A 13,414-nucleotide genomic window follows, 5' to 3' on the forward strand; every position below is an offset into this window, starting at 1 on the left:
GAAAATCAGTCGCAATTAATTAACTAAGCGGCTTGGGTTTAGCTCGAGCCACATAAAGTGCTTCATGTAAATAATGAAGCCATTTTTAAAAGATTATTACCATATGGTAAAGGTAAATTACCTATTGATGGGATTATCAATGTCAAACAGGTAGTTATAATCTTTCCATACCCACTGCGGTGAACCACCGTATATAAAGTTTATTAAGAGTAGGAATACAAGATGACAGCACAAACAATCAAATCAAAAGCCGCAGTAGCTTGGGCCGTTGGTCAACCACTATCTATGGAAATCGTAGATGTAATGCCACCACAAAAAGGTGAAGTGCGCGTTAAAATGATCGCCACTGGTGTATGCCACACTGACGCATTTACATTATCAGGCGATGATCCTGAAGGTATCTTCCCTTGTATTCTTGGTCATGAAGGCGGTGGTATTGTTGAGTCAATCGGTGAGGGCGTAACTAGCGTTCAAGTTGGTGACCACGTTATCCCACTTTACACTCCTGAGTGTGGTGAATGTAAATTCTGTAAGTCTGGTAAGACTAACCTTTGTCAAAAAATTCGTGAAACTCAAGGTAAAGGTTTGATGCCTGATGGCACCACACGTTTCTCTAAAGATGGCGTTGAAATTTTCCATTACATGGGTACATCAACTTTCTCAGAGTACACAGTATTACCTGAGATCTCTCTAGCGAAAGTTAACCCTGAAGCACCACTTGAAGAAGTGTGTCTACTAGGTTGTGGTGTAACAACCGGTATGGGCGCGGTAATGAACACCGCGAAAGTAGAAGAGGGTGCAACGGTTGCAATCTTCGGTATGGGTGGTATTGGTCTGTCAGCGGTTATCGGCGCGGCAATGGCTAAAGCTTCACGCATCATCGCTATCGACATTAACGAAAGCAAGTTCGACCTAGCACGTAAGTTGGGTGCAACTGATTGCATCAACCCTAAAGATTACGACAAGCCAATCCAAGACGTGATTGTTGAGTTAACTGACGGTGGCGTAGATTACTCATTCGAGTGTATCGGTAACGTACATGTGATGCGTAGCGCACTAGAGTGCTGCCATAAAGGTTGGGGTGAGTCAGTAGTTATTGGTGTTGCGGGTGCAGGGCAAGAGATCTCAACTCGTCCATTCCAACTAGTGACTGGCCGTGTTTGGAAAGGCAGTGCATTTGGTGGCGTTAAAGGCCGCTCTGAACTACCTGAATACGTCGAGCGTTACATGGCTGGTGAGTTCAAGTTAAATGACTTTATCACTCACACCATGGGTCTTGAGCAAGTTAACGAAGCATTTGACCTAATGCACGAAGGTAAGAGTATTCGTACTGTTATCCACTTCGACAAGTAATTAAGTCGTACAAAACAACAAGCGCTTTCGGGCGCTTGTTTTTTAAGAGGGTTAATGACTCTCGATGTTACAAGTTTTTAGGAGTCGGTATTACATGACTGTAGAAAATATCAGTGTAAATAAGAGCTTTGGCGGCTGGCATAAGCAATATAGCCACCAGTCTACAACCCTTAATTGCGCCATGCGATTTGCGGTTTATTTACCGCCTCAAGCGTCAAATGGTAAAAAAGTACCGGTGCTTTATTGGTTGTCAGGCTTAACCTGTACCGATGAAAACTTTATGCAAAAAGCCGGTGCACAGCGTATGGCTGCTGAGCTTGGTATTGCGATTGTCGCACCTGATACTAGCCCGCGTGGTGACGATGTTGCCGACGATGCCGGTTACGATTTAGGTAAGGGCGCTGGTTTCTACGTTAACGCGACCCAAGCTCCATGGAACCGTCATTACCGTATGTATGACTATGTGGTAAATGAATTGCCACAGTTGATTGAATCTATGTTCCCGGTTAGTGATAAACGCTCTATTACCGGTCACTCGATGGGCGGTCACGGTGCATTAATGATTGCTATGCGCAATCCGCAGGCTTATCAGTCTGTATCAGCATTCAGCCCGATTGTTAATCCAGTTAATTGCCCTTGGGGTAAAAAGGCATTCACCGCTTACTTAGGCCGTGATACCACAACTTGGGCTGAATACGATGCTAGCTTACTCATGCGTCAAGCTACTGAGTTTGTGCCTGCTTTAGTTGATCAAGGTGAGGCTGATGATTTTCTTATCGAGCAGCTAAAGCCTGAAGTGCTAGAGGCTGCAGCTAAGGTAAGCGGCTATCCGTTAACACTCAACATGCAAGAAGGTTTCGATCATAGTTATTACTTCATCTCTAGCTTTATCGAAAACCACCTGCGTTTTCATGCTGAGCATTTGGCTAAATAGACTAGTCATCGATTAGAACAGTGTTTGATTTTAGAGGGATAGATAGCAAATGGCGATGACTTCCCTCTATCATTAGCTTTATCGAAAACCACCTGCGTTTTCATGCTGAGCACTTGGCTAAGTAACCTAATCATCGATTAGGGATACGCGATTCTGCGCTGAGATACTGACTTAAAAGCTGCCTGTAACGGCAGCTTTTTTATTGCCTTTAAAAAGATTATTACCTAAGGGTAAAAGTCATTTGTATTTTATGGTGATTATCAATGTTAGCCAGATGAATATAATAGCTGTATTGATTTAAACCTCTTTGCAAACATGGCGTTGTAGAGCAAATACCAAGGTAATAGCATGAGCTGGATTTTTCTTTTATTGGGCGTAGTCGCGGAAGTGTTATCTCATGTGGCATTAAAAGCCACCGATGGTTTTAGCAAGCCATTACCTGCGGCACTGGTTATCTTAGGTCACCTCACAGCGTTTATTTTTTTAGGCCAAGCAATGAAGGGCATGCCAGTTGGTGTGGTACATGCTTTATGGGCAGGTTTAGCGATTGTGTCAGTAACATTAATCTCAGCACTATTTTATCGTGAACATTTGGATATGACGGCTTGGGTCGGAATGGTACTGGTAGCAGCTGGCGTAATGATGATTAACTTTTCACAGGGGCATGCTCATTAATGCTTGTGAGGTGTATTTTTCATTCGCATAATTTGATTGATTAGAGCGATCTTACTATTGAGCTTAGATTACTTTGGCGGAATAAGTTCGAGCTGCTACATTCAAGTAAAACTGTCAGGAGATAAATTATGCGTTTATTGAATACGATGCTAGTGATAGTGCTTATGGTGCTCAGCGGTTGTGCATCAACCGAAGCCAATAAAGAGCGTGATGCGATGTATACCTTCCCGGATCTTGAGCAAGTTAACTCGATTGATAATTTCCGTATGGATGGCTGGGAAAGTGTTGATAAATACTCTGTTATTGTTGATTCACGTCCTAGGCAAAGCTACTTATTGATTTTGAATGGCGGTTCGAATGACTTTAATTTTGCTCAAGGTTTATTAGTGACCTCAAGTTTAGGGAAAGTCACCGCTGGTTTTGATACAGTTTCGACAGTGCAAGATCCTATGATTAAGTCGCAAATAAAACGTATTTATAAGCTAGAAGATAAACAGCAGAAGAATGAGATTAAAGCCAAAATAGAGGCTTTTGTCGATAAGAAATAGCGATATTAAAATGCTGCTGTTGTCGGCATAGAGTTGTGAACTACAACCTTTCAGAATTAGCTTAAAGGAGCGTTTTAAAGTTCTTTTTATTACAATCACCTTACAGTTTAGACGCTGACTAACTCCCGCTCAAAATTGCCAATTTATACTCTTAAGGCTGATTTTAAATCTCTTTTTAGCATAAGCTTTAGCTGTTGATTCTGCAAATCTCGTTGGTTTACTGTCATGTTTTTCGATACAAACTGACTGCCAATCGCTAGTTTTTCCATCGGCTTTAAATCGTTAATCTAGCCTCAACATCACTTACAACTGGTAAGCGATAAAATTTAAATTGAGAGTGAGGTCGATGATGAAAGCAAAAACAATTCTAGTGAGTGTATTGTGTTCTGGTTTGATGGTTGGCAGTGTACAAGCCGTTGAAGTCGATTTCTTTGCTGGTGCAGCAGTGGGCTACCAGATGGATAAAGTCGATGGTGGTGTTAACCATGATACTGAAGATATGTCATATCAAGGTCGTATCGGGGTTTTGATTGAACAGCAGCACAGGATCACCGGTACTTTTGGCTATATGGAAGATGAGTTCTCTGATGCCAATACTGACTACAAGCAAGAGCAATACAGCTGGTTGCTTTCTTATGATTATCTAATACCTGTACATAAAGATGTAAATCTATTTGTCGGTGTGAGTGCCGGTGCGAATGACAATAAGATTGCTGGACGAGCCTCAACTGACTTTGTCTATGGTGGACAAGCGGGTGTGCAATATAAATGGACTGAAAATCTATCGTCCGATTTAGGCTATCGCTACTTAGCGCAGGACTACAGTGAAAACGCCATTGATATCGATAATAGCCAACAAATCTATTTGACCTTAGATTATAAGTTCTAGCTCGCTATCATAGAGCTGCAGGCTGATGAATCGAAAGGAGTCGATTTATCTATTGTGCCCATATCATCAAAAATGATTTTTCACCTGAAAACGCCATTCCCAACTATTTACCTCTGGCCCAGAGGTAAAGGGCACGCTTAAATCAATATGGGCAACATTGCCATAGCTGGATTTTGAAGAGTATACCCTAGCACCAATACCAAAACTGCCAATAGGTGATGAGATAGCGTTGTTGTTATCGTTACCGCCAAATGCTTGGCCAATATCAGTGAATACCGCCCAGCCTAATTCTGCTAGTTGGTAAAGATCAATATTTGGGTAGTTACGCAGCTCAGCGGTAAAAGCCCATTGATTATCACCGTATTGGTAATCGTTAGGGTAGCCGCGAATGCCAGTTTCATCGCCAAGTGCAAATGGTCTGTCTAAGTAATTATTTTTTGAAGTGCTTAATCTTAGTTTTGAGTATGCGGTCCATTTGGGCGCGAGTTGATAGAAATATTCTGCGGCCAGATTTAGTTGGTAGAAATCTTTTTGACTGGTGGCAAATACGCCTTCAGCATCCATTTCTAGCAAGAGCAGTTGCTCATCTGCTTGATAACCGCGACTCGATTGCCAATTGAAATGGTAGCCAATAGGTGAGTCGTCATTGAGATCGCGGGTTTCGATGCCTAGCTTAATAAAATGCTGCCAACCTAAATTAAAGTCTTCGTTATAATTTATCAGGTGAATATTTTGTAGGACTTTAAAGTCATCTTGAATGTATTGGTAGGCCAGCCATGGATAAAGAAAATCTCTATCTTGGGGTAACTCTGAAGTCGGATAATTGTCGACATGGTTAAATTCATGGCGATCTTGGGTTATTCCCATAATGATCCGCGACAGCTGTTGCTCATCTTTATCTATTAACCAGCCTAGCCGAGCATTGCTGTAGCTAACCGCGTGTTCAAATTCATTAATGTCTTGGCCATTTTGCTTTAAGGTGTCGATACGTAAATCATTCAAATATTCAGCCGAATACATGTGATTACCGTCAAGGGTATAGAAAGGTTTTTCAAAATATACATGTTGTGCATGACCGTCACTATTATCGTAAAAATCGGCTGCTATCGTCGCGTGTTTGATAAAGTTTACCGGAGCCTCAACCGCAAATTTATAACCGGTTCTGTCGGCATTAGATTGGTATTTAAATCGAGTTCTAACGCCATATCCAAATAAATTATCTTCTTTTATTCCGACAGAGAACTTACTTTCGCCCCCGCTGCGGCTAGCGTTAAATGTCGGTAGTAACGACCAGTTATCCCAAGTCTCGACTAAAACATTTTGACCTTCGTCGGCTAGGTCGGCATCGGGCGCTGGTTCTGAGTAAGTTATTTTCGCATCGCGTATATAAGGCTCTGCCCGTAAAATACGTTGCATCTCATCAAGATCTTTTTGGCTTACACTTTGCCCTTCTCCAAAGCTGAGCTTATTGCGGATAACACTATCTCGAGTATTAATATGTAAGTAGTTAGCCCAGCGGTGAATAAAGAAGGTTTCAGGATCTGAGAGATCAAAGATATCGTTACTTTTTATAACAATGTTCTTGATGGGCTTTTTTTCTAGTGAACTGGCAAGTTTATCACTAGTGGATTTAGGTATTTTCGGAGCAGCAAAAGCCGCATCGCTATGGATGCTGTAACTAATAACAAATATTAGACTGCAAACCCGCTTCATTATGCTGATTTCCTCCCTGACTAGTGCCTATTTTTACCTGATGGTGAAAAAGTATTCTATAGGGTAAGCATAGTTTAGATAAGCAATAACGCACTGATTTTACTTAAGCAAAAAAGTAAATGTTAGAATTGAAAAGAGCGCTTAAAGCGCTCTTTTCAATTTAGCTCATCGCTATAACAGCTATAAGGTGCGCCTCGGCGGTACGGCAACGTTGGCAAAGATTAAGCCAGCCACAATCGACATAAAGATTAAGAAGATTTGAATGCCCAAATGTGACTGGTTAAAGATAGTTTCACCAAGAATTAAGGTGTTAAGGCCAATATAAGTTTTACTGCCAGGCACCAAAATGACAATGCCTTGTAGTAACGCAATCGAAGCTGGCGCTTTCATCCAGCGAGCGAACAAGTTGGAGTAGATCCCAACGGCAAGAGCGCCAAAGAAAATCCCAATAGACTCACCAAAGTAAATACCACCTAGCATAGCAGAGAAAAATGCCACTATTCCGGCCATAATGCCCCAAGGAGAGTCCTTTAAGCGCGCTTTAAAGATAATGACTAGTGCGGTTGAAAGGATTGGTACAGCAGCCCATATTCCCCATTTGGGTATGGATTCTGGAGGTAAATAAGTCACTTCACCAAATAGCGCTTTACCAATTGCCATGCCCAAAATCACACCAAAGTAGAGTTTGAACAGCAACATAAAGGCGTCCATCACTCTTGCTGTACCGGAGATTAAGTCACGCGCCGCAAGTTCAGCGAGTCCTAGGGTTAAGGCCAAGCCCGGAATAAAGATAATAATTCCCGATAGAATAATGACAGGAATATTCACCGAAGGATCGATTTGTGCAATACAGTAGGCAAGAGTGGCACATAAAATGGCGGCAAGGGGTTCGAGCATTTCTGCCATGCGTTTTGAGCGTTCCGCGCGGTAGACTAAACCATAAACCATCAGGCCTAACATGCCAGACCAAAACACATCGTTCCAACTAGTGCCCATGAGCATGGCAAATGCACCAGCTGAAGTGCCAAAAGCTAGCAAAGTTAGCTTAGTACCGTATGGGTTAGGTTTATTGGCTATCTCTTCTAAACGCTCAAGTGCTTCTTGAAGGGTGCGCTGGCCAGACATGAGTTCTTCAACTAACTCGTCGGTGCGAGCAAGTGCACCTAAATCTAAGTCGCCAGGCTTTACTCTAGCAACGTGGTTATATTCTTGGTCTTCATTATGTTGCAACACAAAAGTCATTGCGGTAGGAGAAATTAAAAAATAACCTTCAATACCGAGTACATTAGATACGCCCTGAAGGTGAGTTTCTAAACGATAGGCCGGTGTGCCAAATTTATGCAGGGCTTTACCAAGTCTGATAATAAAGCGGCGTTTTTCTAAAAATTCTTGATTATCCACTACCATGTTCGCTTTAGGTGATTACAGTTCTTATCTAATCTAAACAGTAGTTTAGGGCGTTGTTATTGTTGTATTAGACGCAGACGTTTATTCGCCATAATTTGACCCGCGCATCTTACCTTATTTGGGCCAAAAAAGTTGCCATTTATTTACATAATGTTCGTTAATTGTAATGCTGTGGTGTTAAACACCAATTTAAATGGAAACAATCATGTCACTGGCTATATCAGGGCTGTATATCAGCCTCACTGCATTGCTTATCGTTGCGCTAACTTATCGAGTAATTAAATTAAGACGTACCCACAAAATAGGCATAGGTAATGCCGGTAATGAGTCGCTGACGCTAGCCCAAAGAGTGCATGCTAATTTACTTGAAAATGCACCGATTGCTTTGTTGTTGCTGCTAGTTGCAGAAACTAATGGTACCCATCACCTAGTATTGCATGTGTTTGGCTGTATTTGGTTGGTTGCCCGCGTACTGCATGCTGTAGGTTTAACCCAAGGAAAGGGTGGTTATCATATCGGCCGTTTTTGGGGCATGTTATTAACTTGGGCGGTGATTATTGGTTTAGCCCTAGTAAACTTGTTTTCGTTTATTATGATGCTTTAGGTTACCGTATTTATTACGCCTAAAAAGCCTCAAAGCCCTGCCCATTAATACCCACAGCCAAATTATGGGATAAAGGTCTATACTAAAAAAAGCATCAATCTGATGCTTTTTTAGTCACACCTTGCAGGCGTAGCCTGTTATACTCCGCGTCCCCGATGTGAGAGCTATTGGGGCGCAATATCTGCGTAATTTTTGTATTTCAGTTAGGCTGCCTAATCCATGCAAGTAGAATCCACGTTATTTACCTTTCCAAAGTATCGCCCTGAGCTCACGCGCCCAGCGCCTTTTTTGCCTATGTCTCGTAAAGAGATGGCCAAGTTAGGCTGGGATAGTTGTGACATCATTATCGTCACAGGCGATGCCTACGTGGATCATCCAAGCTTTGGTATGGCGGTGATTGGCCGCATGCTCGAAGCTCAAGGCTTCAGAGTGGGGATTATTTCTCAGCCAGATTGGTCAAACAAAGAAGACTTTATGAAGTTAGGTAAGCCTAACCTCTACTTTGGTGTGACCGCCGGTAACATGGACTCGATGATTAACCGTTATACCGCTGAGCGTCGTATGCGTCATGATGATGCTTACACCGCGGGCAATATCGGTGGCAAACGTCCTGATCGCGCGGTAACCGTGTATACCCAGCGCTGTAAAGAAGCCTTTAAGCAAGTACCAGTGGTGATTGGTGGTATTGAAGCCAGTTTACGCCGCATTGCCCATTACGATTACTGGTCTGACAAAGTGCGCCGCAGCGTGATTTTAGACGCTAAAGCCGACATCTTAGTTTACGGTAATGCCGAGCGTCCTTTGGTAGAACTGTCGCATCGTTTAGCGGCAGGTGAGCCAATAGCGGAATTACACAATATCCGCGGTACTACAGTCATTCGTAAAAAGCCATTACCTGAATGGAAGGGTATGGACTCGCGTAAGATTGATCAGCTGCATAAGATCGATCCAATTCCAAACCCGTATGGCGCCGATGACGTAGGTTGTAAAAACCTGTCTGGGCCTACGGATGAAAAGATTTTTGATAATGACGCGCCAAAGGCGGTTAGTGTTCAGCCAGCTAGACCCAAGCCATGGGAAAAAACCTATGTCTTGTTGCCTAGTTACGAGAAGGTGTCTGAAGATAAATATCTCTATGCCCACGCATCACGTATTTTGCACCAAGAGCAAAACCCAGGCTGTGCTCGTGCGCTGTTTCAAAAGCATGCTGAGCGTGCGATTTGGGTTAACCCGCCTGCGTGGCCACTAAATACCGATGAAATGGATGGTGTGTTTGATCTTGCTTATCAGCGCGTTCCGCATCCATCGTACGGTAAAGAGAAAATTCCAGCTTACGACATGATTAAGACCTCGATCAATATCATGCGCGGTTGCTTTGGTGGCTGTTCGTTCTGCTCTATTACCGAGCATGAAGGACGCATTATTCAGAGTCGCTCGCAAGACTCGATCGTGAAAGAAATTAAAGATATTCAAGATAAAGTGCCGGGCTTTACCGGGGTAATTTCTGACTTGGGTGGCCCTACGGCCAACATGTATCGTTTAGGCTGTACTAGCGTAAAAGCCGAGAGTACCTGTCGCCGTTTATCTTGTGTGTTCCCATCGATTTGTGGCCATTTAGACACTGATCATCAAGCAACTATTGACCTGTACCGCGCAGCGCGTGACGTACCGGGTATTAAAAAGGTACTGATTGCGTCTGGTGTGCGTTATGACTTAGCCACGGAAGATCCGCGTTACGTGAAAGAGCTGGCAACCCACCATGTTGGCGGTTACTTAAAAATTGCTCCAGAGCATACCGAAGAAGGTCCGCTCAACAAGATGATGAAGCCGGGCATGGGCACTTACGACAAGTTTAAAGAGCTTTTCGATAAGTACTCACAAGAGGCGGGTAAGAAGCAGTATTTGATCCCTTACTTTATTTCGGCGCATCCGGGCACGACCAATGAAGATATGGTGAACCTGGCGTTATGGTTAAAAGGCGAGAAGTTTAAGCTGGATCAAGTGCAAAACTTCTATCCATCGCCAATGGCAAATGCGACCACGATTTATCACACAGAGCTTAACTCGCTGAAAAACGTTAAACATACCAGTGAAGAAGTTTCAGTGCCTAAGAAAGGCCGTCAGCGTAAGCTGCATAAAGCTTTGCTGCGTTACCATGATGCAGAGGGCTGGCCGCTGATCCGTGAAGCGCTAATTGCCATGGGTAAAGAGAAGCTGATTGGTAATGGTCCAAATTGCTTAGTGCCAGCAGAATCTCGCCAAGAGCGTGAGGCGATTCGTAATAAGAAGAAGCTGAATACTAAAGATGACGGTAAAGGTAAAAAAGCCTTTACCCGTTTCTCCGGCGATCAATTTGATGATCGTAAAGAGGACGCTAAGTCAGGGCAAAATAAATCAGGGCAAAACAAGTCCGGTGCTAACAAAGCTGGCGCAAATAAGGCAGGCGGTAAAGCTGGTGGCAATAAGTCAGGCCTGAATGGCCAATCCGGACAAGCTAAGTCTGGACAGGGCAAGCCGGGCCAAGCAGGCAAACGTCCTCCTAAAAAGAATGCCTGGGGTACAACGCCTAAACACCAAAGGTAAAGCGTTTGTAAGCTAGCTATATCAGCTAAAATGAGGGAATATCTTATACTAATTGGTATAAATATTCCCTTTTCTATGGGTGCGAAAATGACGCAACAGACAAACGATAATATTGAATATAGCGACGAGAGCTTTTGGCTGAAGGTAAAGCTATTTGCTAAAAAAGCCGGTCGTGAAGTGATCGATAACGCGCTGTGTTTGTATTATGCCGCCAAACGTCCAGACACGCCTAAATGGGCTAAAACGGTCATCTTCGGCGCACTAGCCTATTTTATTTCGCCGATTGATGCGATCCCCGATTTAACACCAATTATGGGGTTCTCTGATGATTTAGGTGCATTAGCCGCTGCTTTGGCGATGGTGTCTATGTATGTTGATGATGGTGTAAAAAGCCAAGCCGCTGAGAAAACCGCAGCTTGGTTTGATTAGCGTAAAGCCCGAGCATTAATAAAGGGATGCTTCGCCATCTGGACGATTCTTAAAGCGTCTATGTAGCCACATATATTGGCTCGGCTTAGCCATAATAGACTCTTCAACAATCTTATTGATAAAGCAGGCGCCAGCATGTTCATCCCCCTTAGGAAACTCATCTATCATTGGCTCTTTAATGGTTAAGGTGTAGTGACCGTTATCGTTATCACGTACAAAAACCACAGGCACGATGGCGCAGTTAGTATTGTCCGCTAACAGGCTAGTTCCCGTTGTTGTACAAGCATTTTCTACCGCAAATAGCGGCGCGAAAGTGGAGCGACGACGGCCATAATCATGATCCGGTGCGTACCACATAAAGGCACCATCATTAAGCGCCTCAAGCATAAACTTAACGTTTTTGCGATGGATCAGCGTATGACCACCCTGAGAGCGGCCTTTCAACTGAAAGTAATCAAAACACGGATTATTGTTTGGGCGGTATACTGCCATGCCCTGTGCATATTGGCCAAATGCCCGGCCACTTAACTCAAGGTTGAGTGAATGCACGGCAATCAGCAGTGCACCACGTCCTTCAGCTTTTAGCTTGTCGATATGCTCCATGCCAACCACTGTGGTGTGTTTAGCAATGCGCTCATTAGACCAAAACCAAGCCATACCTGTTTCAAGTAATGCCAAGCCTGTATTTTCAATATTCTGTTTGGTTAACTTTTCACGCTCGGTGTCTGTCATGTCAGGAAAGCAAAGCTCAAGGTTACGCTTGATAGTGCGGGTGCGACGTTTCATAAAGCTAAGTACGACGCGGCCGAGTAGCTTACCGAAACGAATTTGAATCGCGTAGGGCAATAGGCTGCAAAGGTAGCTAACGCTAATGATTAATAACACGCACCAATATTTGGGATGTAACATTGCGAGCGAGATGGTTGGTACTGTGTACTTACTCATTAGAGGGGGAGCTTTTAGTGATACAGAAAAATGTCGCGCGATTATACGCGATGTTTAGCCTTTCAGCTCTCTCTATATTAGATAATTCAGCCGCATTAAATATGCGGCTGATAAGTAGAGCTTTTTACTTAGTTAGCCTTGCCAAGTTAGGTTAAAGTCGTATCTAAAGCCGATAGTAACGGCATGGTCGTCGTCACGATTATCAAAGCTTTTGTCTAGATATTCGAGGTGCACACGTACGTTGTCGATTGGATTCCACTCTAGCGTGGTATTAAAACCGTTGTAATCGGATGAGGTGATATCATTGATACCATCTTTAAACTGGAAATAACCTAACTTAATTTTGTAGTCATCAAAAATTGGATAGGCTAAAGCGGTATCTAAAGTGCTACCACTGCGATTTTTATTCATGCTGCCAGTATCATAGTTATACTGTTTGTCTTGGTAACTCACAGCCAAGTAAAGGTCATTGCTAAAGGTGTATGCCACCACGCCACCTACGGTCTTATCGTCACCTTCTATATTTTGTGCATCGGTCGTATTTTGCGTGACATAACCTAAACCAATGTGCAGCTGGTCGATGTCATAGCCGACACCGACGTTCACCATATCGGTGGCATCATCACCGTTATCGCCATCAAATTGAGCGCCTGCCATCCAAGTGAAGTCACCAGTAACAAGTTGGTAGGTCACAAAGTTATCGACGAAAAATGGGCTTTCATGGTCGTAAGCGTATGGGCTGTTGCCATGATTGAAGATATCAACATATTCAGCCACTAAAGTGTACTGAGCTGGACGTTGCTTACCAATCCCCACTTGACCATAAGGTGATGCAATCGCAGCGTAGGCTTGGCGGGCTTTACCAAAATTACCCGAGTTGGCTATATCGACACTCCATTCGCCTTGAGCTATTGCAGTCCAGCCGTCAGCAAACTCAGTACTGGCTTTAATGCCAACGCGAGAAAGTGCATCGCGCACATCCCAAGTTTTATCTTGGCTATCATCTAGGTAGCTCAAGGTTGGGCGAATAGAGCCATACAAGCTGACTTGGCTATTTTTGAACTGTGATGGTGCGGTATTATTTTCTAGTTTGGCGATGCGCGCTTCTAGCTCCGCTGTGGTTGCGTCGCTAGCGTAAGCGTTTATGCAGCAAAGACTAACGGCCGCAGCTATGAGTGATTTGAATGTGTGCATTAGTGTATTTCCCTATCTTTCGGCTGCAACAAGTCGCCCTCTCTAAGGACTAGAGTTGGTGCAGTGCGATTAAATATGATTAGTTGCTGTGCCCATCAGCATTTACGCTGATGGGTGGGTGAAGCGTTATGTTTGGATTC

12 protein-coding genes are annotated in these 13,414 nt (G+C 43.6%); 8 read left to right on the forward strand and 4 right to left on the reverse strand.

Annotated features, from left to right (window positions below; all coding sequences use genetic code 11):
• Positions 1–222 precede the first annotated feature (222 nt).
• The 5 genes from AB4298_RS02570 (at position 223) to AB4298_RS02590 (ending at position 4,399) form a co-directional block, all read left to right on the forward strand.
• A complete protein-coding gene (locus AB4298_RS02570) occupies positions 223–1,353 on the forward strand; it encodes an S-(hydroxymethyl)glutathione dehydrogenase/class III alcohol dehydrogenase (protein ID WP_259650819.1) in 1,131 nt (376 codons plus the stop codon).
• A 94-nt stretch (positions 1,354–1,447) separates the two neighbouring features.
• Complete coding sequence (gene fghA / locus AB4298_RS02575) at positions 1,448–2,287, forward strand: S-formylglutathione hydrolase (RefSeq protein ID WP_371985647.1); 840 nt, start codon at positions 1,448–1,450, stop codon at positions 2,285–2,287.
• A gap of 348 nt (positions 2,288–2,635) precedes the next feature.
• The gene (locus tag AB4298_RS02580) at positions 2,636–2,962 is read left to right on the forward strand and encodes a DMT family transporter (RefSeq protein ID WP_220778443.1); all 327 of its coding nucleotides are present in this window, start codon (positions 2,636–2,638) and stop codon (positions 2,960–2,962) included.
• A 128-nt stretch (positions 2,963–3,090) separates the two neighbouring features.
• Positions 3,091–3,510, forward strand: coding sequence for a DUF6491 family protein (locus AB4298_RS02585; protein WP_249000032.1), 420 nt, complete (start codon positions 3,091–3,093; stop codon positions 3,508–3,510).
• Positions 3,511–3,856: 346 nt separating this feature from the next.
• Positions 3,857–4,399, forward strand: coding sequence for an outer membrane beta-barrel protein (locus AB4298_RS02590; protein ID WP_249000033.1), 543 nt, complete (start codon positions 3,857–3,859; stop codon positions 4,397–4,399).
• A 66-nt stretch (positions 4,400–4,465) separates the two neighbouring features.
• Here AB4298_RS02590 and AB4298_RS02595 read toward each other — a convergent pair whose 3' ends face one another.
• A complete protein-coding gene (locus AB4298_RS02595; protein WP_371985648.1) occupies positions 4,466–6,112 on the reverse strand; it encodes a ShlB/FhaC/HecB family hemolysin secretion/activation protein in 1,647 nt (548 codons plus the stop codon).
• A 180-nt stretch (positions 6,113–6,292) separates the two neighbouring features.
• Entirely contained in the window at positions 6,293–7,513 is a 1,221-nt protein-coding gene (locus AB4298_RS02600; protein WP_371985649.1) for a threonine/serine exporter family protein, read from the reverse strand.
• 211 nt (positions 7,514–7,724) lie between these two features.
• Between AB4298_RS02600 and AB4298_RS02605 the strand changes: the two genes are divergently transcribed.
• From AB4298_RS02605 to AB4298_RS02615, 3 genes are all read left to right on the forward strand, one after another.
• Entirely contained in the window at positions 7,725–8,123 is a 399-nt protein-coding gene (locus AB4298_RS02605) for an MAPEG family protein (RefSeq protein WP_371985650.1), read from the forward strand.
• 219 nt (positions 8,124–8,342) lie between these two features.
• Complete coding sequence (locus tag AB4298_RS02610; RefSeq protein ID WP_371985651.1) at positions 8,343–10,706, forward strand: YgiQ family radical SAM protein; 2,364 nt, start codon at positions 8,343–8,345, stop codon at positions 10,704–10,706.
• 87 nt (positions 10,707–10,793) lie between these two features.
• Entirely contained in the window at positions 10,794–11,135 is a 342-nt protein-coding gene (locus AB4298_RS02615) for a YkvA family protein (protein WP_371985652.1), read from the forward strand.
• 15 nt (positions 11,136–11,150) lie between these two features.
• Here the strand turns inward: AB4298_RS02615 and lpxL are convergent, their stop codons facing one another.
• The gene (gene lpxL / locus AB4298_RS02620; protein WP_371985653.1) at positions 11,151–12,080 is read right to left on the reverse strand and encodes an LpxL/LpxP family Kdo(2)-lipid IV(A) lauroyl/palmitoleoyl acyltransferase; all 930 of its coding nucleotides are present in this window, start codon (positions 12,078–12,080) and stop codon (positions 11,151–11,153) included.
• A 132-nt stretch (positions 12,081–12,212) separates the two neighbouring features.
• The gene (locus tag AB4298_RS02625) at positions 12,213–13,274 is read right to left on the reverse strand and encodes a porin (protein WP_371985654.1); all 1,062 of its coding nucleotides are present in this window, start codon (positions 13,272–13,274) and stop codon (positions 12,213–12,215) included.
• Between the last annotated feature and the right edge of the window lie 140 nt (positions 13,275–13,414).

Source organism: Shewanella sp. 10N.261.52.F9, from assembly GCF_041471165.1.
Taxonomy (GTDB): Bacteria; Pseudomonadota; Gammaproteobacteria; order Enterobacterales; family Shewanellaceae; genus Shewanella; species Shewanella marinintestina.